The following is a 20,534-nucleotide window of genomic DNA, read 5'->3' as shown; positions in this document are numbered from 1 at the left end:
ATGCATTGTCCATTTTGCAGCGCAACTGACACAAAAGTGATTGATTCGCGATTAGTCGCTGACGGCCATCAGGTTCGTCGACGTAGAGAGTGTGTTCAATGCCATGAACGTTTTACTACCTTTGAAGGTGCCGAGCTTGTGATGCCTCGCGTAGTGAAACAAGATGGCAGTCGCCAGCCGTTTGATGAAGAAAAATTACGTGGTGGCATGTTAAGAGCCGTAGAGAAAAGACCTGTGTCTATGGATCAAATTGAACAGGCATTAACTAAGATTAAATCGACTTTACGCGCGACCGGTGAGCGTGAAGTTAAATCAGAAATGATAGGTAATCTGATGATGGACCACTTAGTCAACTTAGATAAAGTTGCCTATATTCGTTTTGCTTCTGTCTATCGTGCCTTTGAAGATGTTTCAGAGTTTGGTGATGCAATCGCTAAACTGCAAAAATAACCTATGCTACATGGGCTAAGCTAACCGCTTAGTCCTCAAATAATCGAACAATCGGAATTGCCGCCATTATGTGGTCTATCGAAGACAGTCAAATGATGAGCCTGGCCATTGAATTGGCACAAAAGGGCATTTACACCACTCGTCCCAATCCTTGTGTTGGCAGCGTTATCGTCAAAGATGGCGAAATTGTTGGCGAAGGCTACCATATTCGTGCTGGCGGTCCTCACGCCGAAGTTTACGCCTTAAATATGGCTGGAATCGATGCCAAAGGGGCTACCGCCTATGTCACGCTAGAACCTTGCAGCCACTATGGCCGTACGCCTCCTTGTGCTAAAGCATTAATCGAGCACGGTGTAAGCCGTGTTGTCATTGCCGTTACCGACCCCAATCCACAAGTGTCTGGTCGTGGCATTGCCATGCTGCGAGAGGCTGGCATTCAAGTCGATGTGGGCTTGATGACCGAAGAAGCGAAGCAAGTTAACCTAGGCTTTTTAAAGCGAATGGAGAAAGGCTTGCCGTGGGTCACGGTTAAGCTTGCTGCGAGTATCGATGGTAAGACTGCGCTGTCTAATGGTGTGTCAAAATGGATAACGGGACCTGAAGCGCGCAGCGACGTTCAGCGGCTTCGTGCGCGCCATTGTGCATTGGTCACAGGTGTTGAGACGATACTTGCTGATGATCCGAGCCTCAATGTGCGTCATAGCGAATTAGGCTCGCTTGCACACCAGTTAGCACCAGCAGAAATTCATCAACCACTGCGGGTAGTATTAGACAGTCAAGCACGCCTTGGCGCTGAGCTAAACTTATTTAACACAACAAGCCCTACTTTGTTGGTGTCGACAATCGCGTACCCCGAGAATGTGAAAGCAGCTTGGCCAGCTCATGTGACTCATCAAATTTTGCCCGCGGTTGATTCTCGTATTGACCTGCAAGCCTTGTTGGGTTTATTGGGGGAGAGTTGTAACTCAGTACTCGTTGAAGCTGGGGCAACACTCGCAGGGGCCTTTGTTAACCAAGAGCTTGCAGATGAAATCGTGCTGTATCAAGCGATGAAAATCTTAGGCTCTCATGGGCGTAATTTGCTCGCGCTAGATGATTTTCAAGCCATGATGGACATACCGCGCCTCAACCTAATCGATGAGCGCAAAGTGGGTAAAGACACCCGCTTAACGTTAAGAGTGAGTAATTAGTTTATGTTTACTGGGATTATTGAGTCAGTTGGTCACTTAAGAAAAGTGCAGCGCCGTGGTGATGATATTCGTTTAACCGTCGCCAGCGGAAAACTGGATTTGTCAGATGTTAAACTTGGCGACAGTATTGCTACCAATGGTGTGTGTTTAACCGTTGTTGAGTTAATGAGCGACGGTTATGTGGCAGATATTTCAGCCGAAACAGTCAATTTGACGGGGTTCTCTCATTATCAGGTTGGAAAAGCCGTTAACCTTGAAAAAGCCGTTACCCCCACAACCCGTTTAGGTGGGCATATGGTCAGTGGTCATGTTGATGGTATTGCCCATGTGGACGACAGACAGTTTCGGGGCCAAGCGATTGAGTTTTGGCTAACACCACCTGTAGAACTGGGCCGCTATATCGCCCATAAAGGTTCAATTACAATCGATGGTGTGAGCTTAACCGTTAATGAAGTGCAAGGGCATAGATTTAGGCTGACCATAGTACCGCACACTGCAGGTGAAACGACCTTAGTGGATTTGAAGGCCGGCGACAACGTTAATATTGAAGTGGACTTGATAGCCCGTCATTTAGAAAGGCTAATGAGTTACGGCACCCAAGAGCAAGAGAGCAGCCCCAAGTCAGAAGTGACTATGGAATTGTTAGCTCGCTCAGGTTTTTTACGATAAAGACTGGCTTAAGGCGGATTTGACGATTAAATTTGTCTTAATCAAGTCTATATACAATCAAGAATAATCATTACATTAGATACTGGTTTAAGTTCATCGTTATTGACGCATGTAACTTAGAATACAGTGAGAAAAATAAAGGTCTGAACATGGCGTTACATAGTATAGAAGAGATCATCGAAGATATTCGTCTAGGTAAGATGGTGATCTTGATGGATGACGAAGACAGAGAAAATGAAGGCGATCTGATCATGGCTGCCGACATGGTGACGCCTGAAGCTGTGAATTTCATGGCGACATTTGGCCGTGGCCTTATCTGCCAAACATTGACTAAAGCGCGCTGTCAGCAGCTTAACTTACCTTTGATGGTCACTAACAACAATGCCCAGTTTTCGACTAACTTTACCGTTTCAATCGAAGCGGCCGAGGGCGTAACCACGGGCATTTCGGCGCAAGACCGTGCAGTAACCGTGCTTGCGGCGGTGGGTAAAGATGCAAAGCCATCGGATATCGTGCAGCCTGGCCACATCTTCCCGCTAATGGCGCAAGAAGGTGGCGTACTTATTCGTGCTGGTCACACTGAAGCGGGCTGTGATTTAGCGCGCCTAGCAGGTTTTGAAGCATCATCGGTCATTGTTGAAATTCTTAATGATGACGGCACCATGGCCCGTCGCCCTGATCTTGAAATCTTCGCGAAAAAGCATGGCTTGAAGATGGGCACGATTGCCGACCTTATCGAATACCGTAACACCAAAGAAACCAGTGTTGTTCGTGAAGCGAAATGTAAGTTGCCAACTCGTTTTGGCGAGTTTGAAATGCTGACTTACCGCGATACAATCGATAACCAGTTGCATCATGTATTAGTTAAAGGCGACGTTACCGAAAACACGTTAGTACGTGTGCATCTACAAAACACCTTCAATGATTTATTGCATTCAGAGCGTGATCAGCAGCGTAGCTGGCCATTAGAGAAAGCGATGGAGCGCATTAGCAATGAGGGTGGCGTGTTGGTGTTATTGGGTAATCATGAGCACAGCAGCGATATTCTAGCCAAAGTTAAAGCTTTTGAAGCTGAAGATAACGGTAGCACACCTGTTGCTGCACAATGGCAAGGTACGTCTCGCCAAGTGGGTGTAGGCTCACAAATTCTTGCGGATGTGGGCGTAACAAAGATGCGTTTATTAAGCTCGCCAAAGCGCTATCATTCTCTTTCAGGCTTTGGTTTAGAAGTAACTGAATATATTGCAGAATAAATGCTGGCCTCAGGTTGATTGTCAGTCTGAGGCTTAAATTCACACTTTTCTTATTAATTGCATAGCGATCAGTGCGGAGTGCTGTGGTATCATACCGCCTCTTCCGTCCCTATGCTGGGTAATTAAGCTAATTTAGGTAAGATAAATGAACGTAGTTCAAGGTAATATCGAATCGAAAAACGCCAAAGTTGCGATCGTAGTTTCACGTTTTAACAGTTTTCTTGTTGATAGTTTACTCGATGGCGCGGTTGACACTCTTAAGCGTTTTGGCCAAGTTGCAGATGACAATATCACTGTAGTTAAAGTGCCTGGCGCTGTTGAACTGCCACTCGCTGCACGCCGCGTCGCGGCTAGCGGAAAATTTGACGGTATCATCGCACTAGGTGCGGTTATCCGTGGTGGTACACCTCATTTCGATTTTGTTGCAGGTGAATGTAATAAAGGTTTGGCTCAAGTAGCACTTGAGTTTGATATTCCCGTTGCATTTGGCGTTTTAACCACAGATACCATTGAACAAGCTATTGAGCGTTCGGGTACTAAAGCAGGTAACAAAGGCGGCGAAGCTGCACTTGGTCTGCTAGAAATGGTTAACGTTCTGCAAGCACTTGAAGAACAGCTGTAATTTAGGACAATTTAATGAAGCCTTCAGAGCGCCGTAAGGCCCGCCGTTTAGCCGTTCAGGCCATTTACTCATGGCAGCTAAGTGGTAACAATATTGCTGATGTTGAGCATGAGTTTCTAACAGAACAAGTTATTGATGGCGTCGATATCGCTTACTTTCGTGAGCTATTAGGTGGCGTTGCAACAAAGAAGAGTCAATTGGATGAGTTAATCACTCCATTCTTGACTCGTCCACTTGATGAAGTGGACCCAGTTGAAAAAGCGATTGTACGTCTAGCAACTTATGAACTGACATTCCGCAAGGATGTGCCTTATAAGGTAGCGATTAACGAAGCTATCGAGCTTGCAAAAGCATTCGGCGCAGAAGATGGACATAAGTTTGTTAACGGCATTCTCGATAAGCTGGTAGCACGCAATAGATAGTTAATAGAAACGGCATCCTAGGATGCCGTTTTTGTTAGATCTGACAGTGGGATAAGAACAGTCCATGCATTTTCCACCTGAGCAAAGCGCAGTAATTCCTAATCTTTGCTAGCGTGACGGCCTGATTTACACTTACCTTATTTATCCCTGAATCCTTCCTCTAATTTGTGATTGGTATTGTGAAAGAATTTCAATTAATCGAAAGTTTTTTTACTGGGCGCGCTCAGTCTCGCAAAGACGTTGTTATTGGTATTGGCGATGATTGCGCCATAGTTAAGCCAGCAGAAAATAAGTCTATTGCCATCTCGTGTGACACTTTAGTTGAAAATGTACACTTTTTCCCTGATATGCCAGCTAAAGAGCTTGGCTATAAGTCGCTTGCAGTAAACTTATCTGATTTGGCGTCAATGGGCGCAGAACCTGCTTGGATGACCTTAGCACTGACCTTACCCGAGGTTGATGAGGCTTGGCTCGCTGACTTTAGTGCGGGCTTGTTTGAGATAGCAGAATATTATGGTGTCGCACTTATCGGTGGCGACACCACACGCGGTCCACGCTCTATCACCATCACTATTAATGGTCAGGTACCTAGAGGCTGCGGGCTGACTCGTAGTGGTGCTAAAAATGGTGATTGGATTTATGTAACAGGAAATCTAGGGGACTCAGCACTAGGCTTAGATCTTCTGCGTAATAAAGCTGAGGCTAACATCGATGACAGAGCGTATCTGATAAACCGTCATTACAGGCCTACTCCGCGGGTGCTAGCTGGGCAATCACTGCGCACACTTGCCTCAAGCGCCATTGATATCTCTGATGGACTCATATCAGATATTCAACATGTGCTTAAAAGCTCACAAGTTGGCGCTATCATTAATGTCGATAATATCCCAATGTCTGCACAGCTTAAACGTAATACGTCAGCTGAGATGGCACTAAGCTATGCATTAACCGGTGGTGAAGATTATGAGCTATTATTCACCGTTCCAGAAGCTCAAAAAGGTGCGCTAGAGATATCACTCGTTGAATCGGGTGTGAAATTTACCCAGATTGGACAAGTATGTACTGGCGGGCAATTACAATTGCTTAGTGGAAATCAGCCATTTGAACCTATTAATTTGGGCTTTGAGCACTTTAACTAATGAATTTACTCTCTAAAGATCCTGTACTAGCTAAGCTTTCATTAAAAAATCCTATCCACTTTTTGGCTTTAGGATTTGGCTCTGGGCTCGCGGCAAAAGCGCCGGGTACTTTTGGCACTATCGCTGCCATTCCACTTTATTTACTCATGGCACCTTTGAGTTTGCCTTGGTATATCGGATTGACTGTTATCTGTATGCTTGCGGGTTTTTACATCTGTGATAAAGCATCAAAAGATATGGGCGTGCATGACCATGGTGCGATTGTTTGGGATGAGGTAGTCGGATTGTTGATCACCATGATTGCCGCACCAGCAGGGTGGCAGTGGTTGGCTATTGGTTTTCTACTGTTTCGTTTATTCGATATCTTAAAGCCATGGCCCATTCGTTGGCTTGATGCTAAGGTTCATGGCGGTTTTGGTATTATGATTGACGATGTGCTTGCGGGTATTTTTTCGCTACTTTGTTTACAAGGTTTAGCTTACTACTTTGCTTGATAGCTGTTTAAAGAATAAAAAATGCAGAGCTTAGCTCTGCATTTTTGTTTTACTCGCTAAAAAAGAGATTAGCTAAGCAGGAGTTCCTTTGCGTTCGCCAGAGTATTGCTGGTGATGGTGTCGCCACCTAATAGACGTGCGAGCTCTTCAATGCGCTGAGTTTTATCGAGCGTCACCATTGAGGTCTCCGTTTTGCCGGCCTTACTGCTTTTATTAACGAACATATGTTGATGGCCATTACCTGCAACCTGAGGCAAATGAGTCACACAAAATACCTGTGTTGATCCACCAAGACTTCTAAGCATACGACCAACAACGGCAGCTGTCGGCCCTGAAATACCGACGTCGACCTCATCAAAAATCAAGGTTGGAGTTGAGACCTTCTTAGCGGTGATCACCTGAATACCTAAACCAATACGTGACAGTTCACCACCCGATGCCACTTTGGCAATTGGCTGCAGAGGCTGACCAGGGTTAGTTGAAACTAAAAATTCAATATTGTCACAACCCGTTGGCGTAACAACAGCCTCGTTAAAATTCACCGCAATAGTAAACTTGCCCTTAGGCATGTTGAGCTCATGGATAGACTGAGTCACTTGCTTATCAAGCTCTTTAGCGTAGCGGCTGCGGCTTTGACTGAGTTTTTTAGCATGCTGTAAATAGGCTGCCTGGCTTGCTCTTAGTTGCTCGCGTATATCGTCAAGTTTGTCGTCATCAGAGCCTAAATCCATGAGTTCATCTAATAGACTTTGGTGATGTTTATAGAGTTCGTTACCTGATACTTGATGTTTACGCGCAAGTTGCATAGCTTTTGAGAGTCGCAGCTCTAAGTGAGCGAAGTATTCTGGATCGAGCTCTAAGCCATCTAAGTAGCGTTCAAGTTCACTGCTACTCTCCTGCACTTGGATCAGCGCATCGTTAAGCATAGCCACGACATTACCCAGCTCAGGATCGTAGCTTTCGAGATCTTGCCCTTGGCTGATACTGGTATTTAGCAGTGATTCAACACAGCCTTCATCACAGTCTTGTAGAATGTGTAGTTGGCTACGGCAAAGCTCGATAAGCGCGGTGCTGTTCGCCAGCTTCTTGTGCTCGGCTTCAATAGACTCAAATTCACCTTCATTAATGGCAAACTCGTTTAGCTCTTCAACCTGATATTGCAGCAACTGCTTTCGAGCTAAGCGTTCTTGCTGGGACATTTCTAATAGGTGTAGCTGTTTTTCGATTGTCTTACATCTATGGTAGCTGGCGGTCACACCGTCGAGCAGCATCTTATGGTTAGCATAGCTATCTAATAGAGTGAGTTGATGTTCACTTTTTAACATGGCGTGGTGGGCATGTTGACCGTGAATACCAATTAATAGTTGTCCTAGCGACTTGATTTGCACTAAGGGAACTGGGTTACCGTTTATGTAGGCGCGTGAGCGGCCGTCACTGCTAATCGTGCGGCGTAAGATGCATTCATCATCAAGTTCAAGATCGTTATCTTCAAGCCAGCGTTTAGCGGCTGGAGTATCATCTAATAAAAAGCGGGCACTTACTTCGGCCTTAGTGGCACCAGGTCTAATGCTATTCGCGTCGGCTCGATTACCTAAACAAAGGCCAAGGGCATCGATAGCAATCGATTTCCCCGCGCCAGTCTCACCAGTAATACTGGTCATACCGGCTTTAAAGTCGAGTTCCAAAAAACGCACAATAGCAAAGTTGTTGATGCTGAGTTGGCAAAGCATAGTGATGTCCTTTTCAAAACACTGTATTGATAAACAGTATATACTGTTTTTATGTACAGTAAATACCTGGTTGGTAAATCAATCGATTTGATTGCATTTATGGGACGCTGTTTCAAATGGAATGAATCTGACAAATAGCCACTTTTAAGAGTTTAGAAATAAAGTATCTATTTTTCAATGTGGTAAGATGAGCTGCATCATAGCGATAGGCCATGTATGTCTGTTTTAGGTTGTACCCCAGTTATGGCTATCTATGGCATTTTAGACGGTATAAACAGTTTTCGATTGCAGTAAGTTGAATTTATTATGTGAATAGCGGCTTGTTAGAAGGTGCTAGGTGCTTCATTTTGTATGAGGGGAAATAACAGGAGTGTTCATGCTACACAGCCGCTATGTTTGAGATAACAATTGTGAGCAACTATTCGCAGTTACCATTTGAGTAAATATGCGAGCAACTAACAGTAATCTGATAAGAATGAGCTATCAGTTAGCAAATATCATTTATAAACCATGAGTTATCAATCATCACGTATCGAATATAGCGATAGTTTAAGAGTAAGCAATGACAACATATAATGATGAGTATTATATTGCTTTTCGTCCTCGTGGTGATGAGCTGGTATACATTCGGCCTGATAGAGAAACAGCGCAAAGAAAATATCATTACACAAAGCTAGTTAGCGGTGAACAACCATTGATTTTTTCTAATGGTTTTAGAGACGAAACAAATCAGAAACGGCCTTTAACGGATCTGTTTGTTGATACTTCAGGTTTATTGATAAACGATGAACTGAAGGACAAATTTAGCCAATACAAGATCGAGGGGATGCAAATTTACCCCGCTGTATTTATAGATGATCCTAGCGTTTGGCATGATAGTTATTGGTATTTTGGCTTCTATAAAGAGTTGGACTGTATTGATCTTGTTAACTCCGAAATTGAAATGTTTTATTTTGACGATGACGATCTGCTTGAGGTAAAGCGCTATTCTCTGAATAAGACTGTATTAGATAGTATTGATGAAGCTAATCGTCTGATTTTTAAAGTTGCCAACTGCTCTAAGAGTTATGTTTTTTTTCATAAAAGCATCGTTGAGTTCATCTCTAATAGAGCGTTTTCTGGTGTTCAATTTATTAAAGTGTCTGACTTTAGAGAGGGCGATCAGTTTTAAATCTTATTACTACATATCGCAGAGTCATTAATAAGGTTAATGACTCTGCGCACTAACAAGAAGCCCTTGTTCAAAGTAGAGGTGCTGCACTCATTTTAAAGTGGCTTAATGGTTAGCTTTTCACTCGCAAAAAGCAGTTACTCAGCTTGGTTTGTACACTTATCGAGGGCTGATTGGTAATACTCTTGGTAATTGTTTGCTACGAGTTCTTCATCAACATACAGCTGCCTGATAACATTATCGCATCGAGCGATGATCTGCTGAACTTGCCCCGCGCCATATTGCCTAGGCCAAACATAAGACAATGACTTGATAATATTCAAGCACACGGTTTTTAGCAGTGGAGCCTTTTCATTTATTGCGAGGTAGGTTTCAAGCAGAGTTAATTTGTCTGCGCCGTTATTTTTTACGAAGGTGTATTGCTCTTTTAACCAGACTCGTTTTACTGCATTTCCCGTTTTCAAACTATCGAGCATCGCGACTTTACTCGAAAAAATAATCTGACTTGTCTCATAGCCTAAGGTTTCGCTAGACCATTGGATTGCTAGATCAAATTCATTTTCAACACTCATAACATTCAGTAGCCAGGCATAATGAAATGCGGCGTAAAAGTGCTGAAAAGCCCCCTTAGAGTGTAAGCCCTTTAACATACTGATGGCACTGCGATAATAGCCTAACTCAATTGAGATATGAGCTTTAATAAGTGTGACTTCATTTTTAATTGACTCGTCTTTTGAGTCCATCAATAGCCGAAGGTGATGTTTCGCTTCTTCTATTAAGGTATTTCTTTTATGAGAAGTGCGGGCTGAATAGAGAATGGTACGGATCAAACTCAGTTTGGCGTATTCATTATTTCGGTAGGTATCTTTGTTGATCTCCAGATAAAGTCTAAAGCGCTCAAGTGCCTGATCATAGTCGTTAACTGAAAGGCAAAGGTTAACGATGATCTGCTCTCTTTCAGAATTACCCGGTACAAGTTGACTGGCTAGCTCTAGATGCGATATCGCCGTGGGAATATCGTTATTCTTAAGTTTTACATAGGCAGCTTCAGTTCTTACTCGCGTATCGTTGGGTAAAGAGATAAGCAATTGGTTGATAATACAATCGGCTTCCTCGGTTTGCCCTAGGTTTGCTAACGAGTTGGCTAATCCTACTTTAGCCCAGTCCAGATCTTTTTTGGCGAGTGTAGACTGGTACACTATTTTAGCCTGTTCATGACGCTCCAGCATCGTTAAGAATACGCCTCTAAAGCGTTGGATGACAAAGTAGTATTCAGGATGAAATGGTGCCATTTCGTCGCATAGTTGTAGCCCTTGGTGGGCATCTAATTTTCGCTCAGCAGTATAGAGACCTAATAATTTTTTTCTGCGCCTAATGGCGATAGATAAGCGATTTTTTAAGGTAATGGCATTGAAAGGCTTTAATAAATACTCGTCAGGTTTCAGTTCAAGAATAGGTCTGACAGTAGCGGACGAATTATCTCCCGTGACTAGTATAAAGACGGCTTCATCGCTCAGCAGGTTTAGGTGCTTGAACTCCTCAAACAATTGTTTCCCATTCATGCCTACACCAAAGTTGAAATCACAAATAATTACATCAAACTGCTTATTTGCAGCAAGAGCGAGTGCCATTTTGGCGCTTTTTGATGTCAGCACGTCGGTTTCAGAAAAACCTAGCTTTACCAACATACTCTTGATGGTAAATAGAAATGTGGGGGCATCATCGATGATAAGTACTTTTAGTGTTTGAAACGATTGCATAGCAAATATTGTCCAGAAAGAAATGTTGACTGCAGTGCTCAGTAATAAAATCCGCGTTAAAACTCTATAGCAATATCTGATAATGTTGCTATTTTTTGCTTAGTTGCTTAGTTGCTTAGTTGCTTAGTTGCTTAGTTGCTTAGCCGCTTAACGACCTCATGAGGTCGTTAAGTAAAGTGGACTTTCATTTAGCCACGTAATTACGGTTAACATTCTAAGGCTTATTGATACTGGCTAATTAACCATTGATTGATTGTATTTACAACGGCATCAATCTCCGCGCTCAGTTGCTTAATTGCATCCGGTGCACCGTCGCAGTTAACTGATTCACAGTTAGCTGCTGCAGTGGCTAATTGAGTTAGCCCTAGTGCATTTGCTGCGCCTTTAATGCGGTGGCCTAATGCTGATAATGGAATAGCTTGCTCTGTTAGCTCGGCTTTATCTGCCAGTAATGAATCTCTGACGATGGCAGAAAGTTCGAGTTGTTCTTCAGCACTATAGTCACTTAGCCACTCCAGCTGCTCTTGGTTATCGCCATTGGTTTTCTCGGCGCAGTAACGCCCTAAAACCTCACTAAGCAAGATAAAAGAGTAAGGCTTATATAGTACCTCACTCATACCTGCCTGATTTGCTTTTTCAGCTGCAAGACGTGAGTCTTCAGCGGTGCAGCCGACGATAGCTAAGTTTTTAAATTCAGGCTTGGATCTCAACTGGCGCACCAGGTCATAACCATTAAGATTTGGCATATGACAGTCTGTTATAAGCAGTGATACATTGTTTTTATTGGATGCTAAGTAAAGTAGCGCTTCTAGCCCATCGTTGACGGTTACCACTTCTAGCCCAAGTTTGCTAAGCTGCTTTTGAAATAAAAAGCGGTTAATCGGATCATCATCAGCAACTAAAACCTTGCCTTGGTATTGTTTGCTTTTAGCCGCGATCATCTCTTTGCTTTGGTGATTAGATCGTAAGACTTGTCTTAATAACAGATCCGGATATACATTGCTTGTTTCTGCTGAGGATTCGACCGTCAACACATTTGTGGCACTTTGCTGTAAGGTGATCCCCCATAGTGTAAGCCAACTTTTAATAGCCTCGTCTTGAGCGTACGCCTCGCTGACAAGTCCTAGATCTAAAACTGAAAACTTTGCAGGTAAACTTACCAATACTTTAGTGCCTAGATTAAGCTGACTGGTTACAGATATTTGCCCGCCCATTAGTTCAACGAGGTGCTGAACAATTGACATGCCTAGTCCCGAACCTCCATATTTACGGTTAATACTGGCATCTGCTTGCACAAAAGGCTGAAATAGCAACTGTTGTTGTTCGGGAGTCATACCACAACCACTGTCTTCAATAACTAATGAGAGTGTATTGCTAGTATTGCTAACAGAGACTTTGACAAATCCTTGTTGGGTAAATTTGATTGAATTACTGACCAGATTGTTGACTATTTGGCTAAGGCGTAACCAATCTAATTCTGCGCGGCATAGCGTGGTGGGTTGCCAATCAAGCTTAAAGTTAACCTGTTTAACCTTTATGTTTGCAGCCTGCAGTCTCAGCGTCGCCCCAAGCTCTTCAAATAAGCAGCTGTTGTAACAATCAAGTTGCAACTGGTCCGCTTCCATTTTGGAAAAGTCTAAAATATCGTTCACTAAACCTTTTAATCGTTCAGCGGAAGCCTGAGCATTTTTCATTAACTCTTTATTCTTTGATGACTTGAGTTCAGGGCTAAGCAGTTCCATTAGGCCCATCATTGCTGCTAAGGGGGTTCTTAGCTCGTGACTGATAATGGCTAAAAATGACTCTCGGGTTTTTAAGGCTTCAATAGCTTGTCGTTTAGATGCTTTTAGCTCAGTAAAATCAGTAAAAACGGTGATGTGATACGCTTGGCCATCATTATGATGCACCACTTCTCGAGACACTCGATAATACTTGCCAGCAACAAAGCATTCGTTATTCGATGTTATTAGCCCTTCATTGGTCATATTTGACCGCTGTGCAGTTTCGCTATCGAGATAGGCACAAGGCACGGCGTTAGCTTTGTAGTCGTTATATGCTTGATTAGACAATAACGGTTTACCACTGGCGTCAGAAATAATCACCATGCCTGGAAAACTGTTCAATATGCTGGTTAACCACTGCATTTCATCATTAGACTTTTTGCCATTAGCGATAGCTTCTGATAAATATACTTTTAGCTTCTTATTCCATAAAAAACCGATAAAAACAGAAGCAATAGCAATTAATAACAATAAGATAATGGTATTTATTGTTTGCGCTTTATCATAGCCATAGAGTGTATGGATCTTTTGATGATTTTGAACGGCTAAGTGAATTTCATTTTTTGTGGTGACAGCGATTGCCACATCAAGCATATTTCTTAAGGCAAGTGATGTTGAGCTGAGTTTTATACACATGAGACTTTCTAGCGGCGGTTGTTCACCTATGACTAACTCGAAGTCTTCACCGGCACCATAGTACAGATATTGCTGCGCAGTGGTTTCAGGTATGTACGCGTGGGTGATAACACCCTCTTTTATATCGTTTTTTAACGCTGTAAAATCTGAATAAATCGCAGGTGTACTGTCAAGGAAATCGAATGTATCTTGTATAGATATATGATTGGTGCGATCGAGTATTGCTATTTTAGTTTGGGTGTATGGCTTTTTGGTACGGATATACGACCACTTTACCGTATAAAAAGGCTGCGTCGAACTGGTATTGGGCTGAGCAATAAAGCGTCCGGGAATGAAGTCAACAATCGCTTGTTCAAGCATTGCATCAACATCCCTGCCATCTGGGTACACATATTCAAAATTCAAACCCGTTTTGCGAGCATAAATTTTCATGATGTCATGAATGTAGCCTGAGATCTCCCCAGTTTCTTTTTGAATGTACGACAGTGGATATAGGTTTTCTTCGATCGTATAGCGAATCGTATCTCTGTTGTATTGCTGATAGATAGCTTTGATGGCTAGCTTATTGTGCAACAAACTTAAATTTTTGAAATTAAAAGGCTGTATCGCGGGACTGTCTTGGTTTTGTTGCAGATATTGATTCAATATCTGCATTAAAGTCAGGTTGTTTTTAGCGACAATAAATGATGATTCGATAGGTTTTGCATCTTCATGAAATACAATGTCCCCTAGCCAGTCATGAGTTGTGACAGTTTGATAGTAATGGTGGACGGCACCAAAATGTATCACTGCAGCATCGGCCTTACCTGTCGATAACTGGTGTATTAAGCTTTTGATTGAATCGACTTTAATCAGTGATTTGTAGCCACGTTTTGCGCTAATGTCACAAGAAAATGAGCCTTTAATACATATCCAGTTTAACTTAGAGGGGGCGGTGTCGCGATAAGTTGAGTTACTTAACCAGTTTAATTGATAGTTTTTAAATACAGGTTGAGAGAACAGCAGCTTCTTTTCTCGCTCAGTCGTTGGTAAAAACCCAAGGGATAAGTCTGCTTCTCCAGATGCAACGGCCTCAATAAGTGTATCTAAGCTACTATATTCTTTAAATTCAATCTGGATGTCCAACTGCTGACCCAGTTCAGCGATGTAATCGGCATACCGCCCTTGATAGCCTGAAGCCATGTTCCAGTGAGTGCGAAGCCCTTCGCTAGGCTTAGCAACAACCAGTACTTTTTTATTTTGCAGAAAGGCTTTCTCTTGTGGTTCAAGTTCGAAAGATTGTGCGAACGCAGAGCTTAAAAGCGTTGTGAGTAACAAGAAAAAACCAGCAAACTTTGTCATTTTTTGAGCGGTGTATGAAAAAAGGTTGCGAATAGTAATCTACAAATCACTTTTTGACCAATCAATTTTTTACGAAAATCATGTTTTATAAAACCAGCATTCATGGCGTTAAAGCGAATGTAAAATCGCTTTGGTTAAAATGCACTTACTGGTTGGTTTTGCGTATTTTTTCGTTAATTTTTTGCTGGTGCGCGTTGCTGGTAATTTAATCTGTTGGTGGTTTTTACGTTGCTTATTAACAGCAAGGTTTTAGCTTTATACGTCATTTTACTATCTAGCTAATTAATGAGCTAGATATGTTTCCAGCATGGGCAAAGTCACAAAGGTAATTAGGGTGCCAAGTAAGATCCCTTGAGCACTGGTTATGACTTGGGTTTGATACCTTTGTGCCAACAGGTAGACACTGGCGGCAGTGGGGAGCGCAGCTAGTATGACTCCCATAGCAACTAGTTGTGGTTCTACATTCAATCCACGCATTATGATATAGGTCATTAGCGGCTGGAAAAATAATTTAGCAGAGTTAATTAAGCTTATTTCTAAGGCCTGTTTAAGGCTCATAAAATGTCGAGAGGTTTGATATTGGCTCGATTTTGCTAACACCATTCCGATGGCAAATAACGCACAAGGACTGGATGTCATACCTAATTGATGAACCATTAGCGCTAAACTGTCAGGTAGCTTAAGGTTAAGGGCTGAGAGACTAATACCTATTAAGCTGCCGATGACAATCGGATTCCTCATTAATGCCGTGATGATGATCTTAGCGGGTGAGGCTTTATTGGTTTGCTTGGTGATCTCCAGTGATACCAGCGCGATAGCAAAGACAAGCACTGATAATAAACTGGCTATTGCCGCCGCAGTGAGTGCGATTTGTTCATCAGGAAATAGCATCGCCATAAGTGGAATACCAATAAAAGCCGTGTTGCCAAACGTTGCATTTAGAGCGCGCATGGTAGCGATAGCACTGCTCTTAGGGTTAACAAATAGTGATAACAGATAACTTAAACCATAGCTTGCCAGCATGGCTAAGCTAAAGCCTAGGATGAAACCCCAATGCATAATGTCATTTATGGGGGTCTGCGCTAGAGTGATCAACATGATGGCAGGGAAAGCAATATAATAGACATATTGGTTTAAGACTTGGTCAGTCTCAACGGGCAAGAGTTTTAATTTTTGTATTAAGGTGCCCATCAGCATAATACCGAAAACAGCAAGTAGTGGTGTTAGTGTTGCTGACATATTGTTCTCTAATGTATCTAATTTAAGATAAGTAAAATGGGATAAAGTTGAGCCAGAACATTACCATAATTATGCATTAGTATAATATTGACCTTAGGTCGAATCTCGGCCTGCTATTGTGTTTTAAACTGCGGGAATGATATCGATGAGTACCAATTTTGGCTTGGAGCTACAGCTAATCTACCAATTTGTCCATCTGGTGAATGCGGGCAGTTTTTCGCTGGCAGCCAAAGAGCTCGATATGCCAATTGCTACAGTGAGCCGTAAACTGACGAAGTTAGAAACAGTGTTAGATAAACAGCTGCTGATGCGTAATACCCGCAAACTGAGGTTGACTGAAGAGGGCATTGCACTATTTCAGCAATATCAATCTATTATCTCACAGTTTGACGGTATCAGTGGCTCAACGGTAGATAAGCCTGAGGGTACGCTACGCATTGCTGCCCCCGTGTCGATAATCTCGATGATTTTTATTAAGACGCTGAATGACTTTTGTGAAGCTTATCCTGATATTCAATTGCATATTGCGCAAAACAATAACGTCATCGACTTAATTGATGAAGGCGTCGATGTGGCGATTGTCGGAGGGACTCAGCCTGATTCATCTTGGATCTCTAGTTCGCTCGGTGTGCTCAATTATGGCTTATTCGCATCACCACAATATATCAATAATGCGCCCACATTAACCCATCCAAGGGAGCTTGCTGAACACGCATTAATTAAAGTGTGGCCGCTATATAACTGGTCACTTAAGCACCCCAATGGTGACGCTTTTTATTATGATGGTAAGGCCAAACTGACATTAAGTGACTTGCATGGCGCTGTAGAGGCGACGGTTGATGATGGCGGTATTCTTTATGGACCAGAATTATTTGTAAAGCAACAGCTTAAATCTGGGACACTGCAGGCATTGCTACCCGAGTGGATTGGTGAGAAGAGGCGGATCTCTATCTTGTATCATCAGAGAAGCCATCAACCATTAAAGGTTAAACTGTTTATTGAATTTATGCAGTTGAAGGCGGATAGTCTATTTTCACTGCAGAGTTGAGGTCTAAGACCTAAGACTGCAGTATTTTTGGGCTTGATAACGTAGCCTTAGCTTGAAGTCTCTGTTTTAATTCAGGGTCTGAAAGCGGCGGCTTTTAATGTGAGTTGTAGGCTTGCGATGATAAACCGCCAATAAAAAAGCGCACGGGTGTGAACCTCTGTGCGCTTAGTTAAACGGGTATGTTTAGCTTATCGACTTGCTTCGATACCAATGTTAGAAACACCAATTTCAACAATTTCTCGGCGCAGTTCTTTAATAAACTCGGCCTTCATGTTTGGGTTCTCTTCAATGATCTCTAAAAGAGAGCTTTGCATCTCTTTTTCTTCTTGCATCACTTCATGGCTAAAGATGTAATCATCTAATGCATCTTCATTATCAAACTCTTGCTCACAAGTTGCTTCGATATAGTTAGCGACCGTGGCTGATGACAACTTGCTGATATTAACAATATCTTCTTCTACTTTGCTCTGTAGCGCACTGATCAGCGAAGTTAACGCAACGGCGGCATCCATTGCTGGATAAACACCATAAACATCAAAATCGGCAGGCTCTGGGGTATTGGCTTCAAGTCGCTCAAGGTAGATGTCGATATTGAGTTTTAGCTTGCTGTCGTACATCGACTGCCAAAGCAGGTTTAGTAAGGTATCGAGTACCTTAGGGTCGCCAAATTCGCATACTTCTGAAAACAGCTGATAGTTAGGCAGCATGCGTTGGCATAGGGCAACCGCAAAAAGCTTTTTTTGAGGTAACTCTAATGCTTTTAGGCGTTTAAAAAATCCCTGTTTGTTTGTCATCTTATATATCCACTGATAGCTGGGAGATCACTTGATTAGCGGCAGATTCTACCTTAGTTAACTCATCAAGTAACTCTAGTATTTCCGGTTCTACATCGTCTATTGTCACGCCGCGCTTTAATCCAGATTCTATTTCTCGACAAAGATTCTGCGTAGTTGGCACGCCGCAATAACAACAAGCTCCATGAAGCTTATGGATGCATGCGAGCATTTTATCATTGTCTGAACTTGAAAGGGCACCTTCTATCTTCTCAATTGTCTCTGGTAATGACTTTAACAGCATCTTTAACATGTCTAACGCTAAGTCTGGCTTATTATTGGCCTGGGTCAAACAAAGGTCCCAATTTAATGTGCGTTGATCAAAGTGCGTAAACTTAGGTTTGGTTTTCCACCGAGTGATAACCCCTTTTAACGCCGCCTCATCAATAGGCTTTGGTAAGTAGCCATCCATTCCACTAGACGAGATCCGTTCTCGTTCTTCGGCAATAGCGTGAGCGGTAACAGCAATAATTGGCGTGTTACGGTTAGAAGAGCTATGTCTGATCTGTTTGGTTGCGGTGATACCATCAGTCCCCGGCATCTGAATATCCATAAAGATAAGATCGTAACTGCGTTCCTTGGCGAGCTTGACGGCTAATTCACCATTATCTGCAACTTGAACTTGGGTGACTAATTCTTTTAATAACGTATCAATCAGTTTTAGGTTTGCGGGGTTATCGTCGACGGCAAGAACGCTTAAGTTTTCACGTTTTGCTGGCGTAAGTGCTGGCCCGATAGGAAGAAGCGTTTCGTTCATTAAGCTGGAATGCTGACCAAGTAGTGAGCTTGAAAGCAGCCTTTCTCCCACAGGCATAGAAAGTTGCTTATCGATATAAGATCGCATCTGGGAGAAAACCGCTTCTTGCTCGGCACAATCAGAGACTAGCAGTAAGTAATCGATTTTAGACTTTGCAAGTTTTAGTACCTCAGCGGGTTGTCCGGTAGCTGCCACTGCGCGGCAACTCAGCAGACCAAAATCAAAAACATGATTTGATTGCGTGGTAATAAACTCTAACTGTTTAATATTTTTAGCGATAGAGACCTTTAAGCCCCAGCGCTGTAACATTCGCTCTATGGCATGTCGTGAAAGGTTGCTAGGCTCAAATAGCAGGATGCTCTTACCCTCTAATGTCGTTAAAGGTAAGGTGTCATTAATTGGATATTGACTAATATTTAATGGAAGAGAAAACCAGAAGGTAGAGCCTTGTTTCACTTCTGAATAGCAGCCAATTTGCCCTCCCATGCGGTTAACTAAGCGTTTAGTAATAACCAGCCCAAGACCTGTACCACCAAAGCGGCGCGATATTGATGAATCTGCCTGACCAAAGGCCTGAAATAGTGACGACTGCTGCTGCTCATCAATACCAATACCCGTGTCTATCACCTCACAGCGCAGATGAACTTTTTGATCTTTTATCTCTTCAAGTTGTAGCTTTAACTGCACGCTGCCCTTATCGGTAAATTTAATTGCGTTACCGACTAAGTTGGTGATCACCTGGCTAAAGCGCATGGCATCACCGGTGACATCTTCTGGGATGCGAGCGTCGACATCGATAACTAACTCAAGCTCTTTTTCGCGTGCAGTGCTCGATAACATGGTAACGGTTTCTTCTAATGTTTCGCGAAGAGAGAAAGGAATATTCTCGAGTACCATTTTACCGGCCTCGAGTTTAGAAAAATCAAGAATATCGTTAATAATGCCGAGCAGGTTGGTTGCGCTGCGCTCTATGGTACGAATATAGTCTTGCTGACTTGAGTGCAGTGGGGTTTTTAATAACTGCTTAGCAAAACCAATCACTCCGTTAAGCGGCGTTCTTAGCTCGTGAGACATGTTAGCTAAGAACTCAGATTTGATGCGGCTAGCTTCTTGAGCCCGCTTCTTTGCCATGTCTAACTCGACGTTTTGGATCTCAATTTGCTCTAGTGTTTCACGCAAATCTGAGGTTGCCTGATCGATATTTTGCTGCATCTCATCGTGGTATTCAGAGAGCGAGCCTGCCATCGCATTAATACCGCGCTTAAGCAGATCAAGCTCGCCAATCAAGTTGCCGGTTAAACGGGTATCGAGTTTGCCTTCACGGATTTTAGCAACTACACGCACCATCTCTGTAATTGGCTGAGTGACGTTTTTAACCAGACGGAAAGTAAAGAACAGATTTAGCTGCACACCGATTAATACAATAATAAAGGCTGCTACGGCAGCGCGGTGTTGCTGTAGTAGTGCATTCTCTTTATTGATCAAGATGGCAATATAGCCAATTTTTATGATGTCTTGACCAATTTGCTGGTTTTTATCGAAGCCTTGAACGGGCGCATTACTGCTCTTAAAGATGGGGGCGCGCAAAATCATGCTGTCGCCGACTTGTTCAAGCTCAGTGCGTAGCACAGAGTCTAAAGGCTTATCAAAGCGCATGACTTCGTGATTTTTATAATGATGTGAGGTGACAACTACCCGGTTATTGTCGTCAAAGATGGCAATAAACTGCACCAATGAAGCTTTATTCAATTGCGCTGAGGTGATAAGTCTTTTGGTGGTTTCGAAATCTTTACTTTCAAGCCCAACTTCAGCGGCAATGGCCAGAGGCTCGATGATATTACTTGCTTGTTCTATGAGCGTATCTTCAAGTTCATAGAATCTATTTATGGTAAAATAGCTACCCAACAAGATCCCCACTAATATTGTAGGGGCTAACGCCAATACCAGAACCCACGAACGAAGGCTGTATTTGGTCATATTGTTGGCATTATTCATTCTT

16 protein-coding genes are annotated in these 20,534 nt (G+C 42.8%); 10 read left to right on the top strand and 6 right to left on the bottom strand.

The annotated features are described in order from the left end of the window. From nrdR to ACVBIO_RS02295, 8 genes are all read left to right on the top strand, one after another. Complete coding sequence (gene nrdR / locus ACVBIO_RS02330; RefSeq protein ID WP_012276315.1) at positions 1-450, top strand: transcriptional regulator NrdR; 450 nt, start codon at positions 1-3, stop codon at positions 448-450. Between the two features lie 68 nt (positions 451-518). After that, positions 519-1,640 (top strand): bifunctional diaminohydroxyphosphoribosylaminopyrimidine deaminase/5-amino-6-(5-phosphoribosylamino)uracil reductase RibD, encoded by a 1,122-nt coding sequence (ribD, locus tag ACVBIO_RS02325; protein ID WP_447163657.1) that lies wholly within the window; start codon positions 519-521, stop codon positions 1,638-1,640. 3 nt (positions 1,641-1,643) lie between these two features. Then, on the top strand, positions 1,644-2,309 hold the full coding sequence (locus ACVBIO_RS02320; protein ID WP_447161887.1) for a riboflavin synthase: 666 nt from the start codon (positions 1,644-1,646) through the stop codon (positions 2,307-2,309). Between the two features lie 149 nt (positions 2,310-2,458). Then, on the top strand, positions 2,459-3,562 hold the full coding sequence (gene ribBA, locus ACVBIO_RS02315) for a bifunctional 3,4-dihydroxy-2-butanone-4-phosphate synthase/GTP cyclohydrolase II (protein ID WP_447161886.1): 1,104 nt from the start codon (positions 2,459-2,461) through the stop codon (positions 3,560-3,562). Positions 3,563-3,707: 145 nt separating this feature from the next. Beyond that, a complete protein-coding gene (gene ribH, locus ACVBIO_RS02310; RefSeq protein ID WP_447161885.1) occupies positions 3,708-4,184 on the top strand; it encodes a 6,7-dimethyl-8-ribityllumazine synthase in 477 nt (158 codons plus the stop codon). A gap of 14 nt (positions 4,185-4,198) precedes the next feature. Continuing rightward, complete coding sequence (gene nusB, locus ACVBIO_RS02305; RefSeq protein WP_447161884.1) at positions 4,199-4,606, top strand: transcription antitermination factor NusB; 408 nt, start codon at positions 4,199-4,201, stop codon at positions 4,604-4,606. 179 nt (positions 4,607-4,785) lie between these two features. Continuing rightward, entirely contained in the window at positions 4,786-5,745 is a 960-nt protein-coding gene (thiL, locus tag ACVBIO_RS02300; RefSeq protein WP_447171873.1) for a thiamine-phosphate kinase, read from the top strand. Continuing rightward, entirely contained in the window at positions 5,745-6,239 is a 495-nt protein-coding gene (locus ACVBIO_RS02295) for a phosphatidylglycerophosphatase A family protein (RefSeq protein ID WP_447161882.1), read from the top strand. Before thiL ends, ACVBIO_RS02295 begins: the two co-directional genes overlap by 1 nt. Before the next feature lie 68 nt (positions 6,240-6,307). On the opposite strand, the gene recN is transcribed toward ACVBIO_RS02295, so the two are convergent. Then, positions 6,308-7,969: a DNA repair protein RecN gene (recN, locus tag ACVBIO_RS02290; RefSeq protein WP_447161881.1), complete on the bottom strand. Its 1,662-nt coding sequence runs from the start codon at positions 7,967-7,969 to the stop codon at positions 6,308-6,310. A 562-nt stretch (positions 7,970-8,531) separates the two neighbouring features. On the opposite strand from recN, the gene ACVBIO_RS02285 reads away from it, so the two are divergent. Next, entirely contained in the window at positions 8,532-9,140 is a 609-nt protein-coding gene (locus ACVBIO_RS02285) for an imm11 family protein (protein ID WP_447171872.1), read from the top strand. Positions 9,141-9,277: 137 nt separating this feature from the next. On the opposite strand, the gene ACVBIO_RS02280 is transcribed toward ACVBIO_RS02285, so the two are convergent. The 3 genes from ACVBIO_RS02280 to ACVBIO_RS02270 form a co-directional block, all read right to left on the bottom strand. Further along, on the bottom strand, positions 9,278-10,900 hold the full coding sequence (locus ACVBIO_RS02280) for a response regulator (protein WP_447161879.1): 1,623 nt from the start codon (positions 10,898-10,900) through the stop codon (positions 9,278-9,280). 221 nt (positions 10,901-11,121) lie between these two features. Beyond that, positions 11,122-14,658 (bottom strand): ATP-binding protein, encoded by a 3,537-nt coding sequence (locus tag ACVBIO_RS02275; RefSeq protein ID WP_447171871.1) that lies wholly within the window; start codon positions 14,656-14,658, stop codon positions 11,122-11,124. A gap of 282 nt (positions 14,659-14,940) precedes the next feature. Continuing rightward, positions 14,941-15,897 (bottom strand): AEC family transporter, encoded by a 957-nt coding sequence (locus ACVBIO_RS02270; RefSeq protein WP_447161877.1) that lies wholly within the window; start codon positions 15,895-15,897, stop codon positions 14,941-14,943. 145 nt (positions 15,898-16,042) lie between these two features. On the opposite strand from ACVBIO_RS02270, the gene ACVBIO_RS02265 reads away from it, so the two are divergent. Further along, positions 16,043-16,945: a LysR substrate-binding domain-containing protein gene (locus tag ACVBIO_RS02265; protein ID WP_447171870.1), complete on the top strand. Its 903-nt coding sequence runs from the start codon at positions 16,043-16,045 to the stop codon at positions 16,943-16,945. A 188-nt stretch (positions 16,946-17,133) separates the two neighbouring features. On the opposite strand, the gene ACVBIO_RS02260 is transcribed toward ACVBIO_RS02265, so the two are convergent. Then, on the bottom strand, positions 17,134-17,739 hold the full coding sequence (locus tag ACVBIO_RS02260) for a YjaG family protein (protein ID WP_447161875.1): 606 nt from the start codon (positions 17,737-17,739) through the stop codon (positions 17,134-17,136). Between the two features lies 1 nt (position 17,740). Then, a complete protein-coding gene (gene barA, locus ACVBIO_RS02255; RefSeq protein WP_447171869.1) occupies positions 17,741-20,512 on the bottom strand; it encodes a two-component sensor histidine kinase BarA in 2,772 nt (923 codons plus the stop codon). Between the last annotated feature and the right edge of the window lie 22 nt (positions 20,513-20,534).

This window comes from Shewanella sp. 0m-8 (assembly GCF_052977265.1).
Note: the sequence above shows the minus strand (reverse complement) of the source record. Positions and strands in the feature narration are given on the sequence as shown.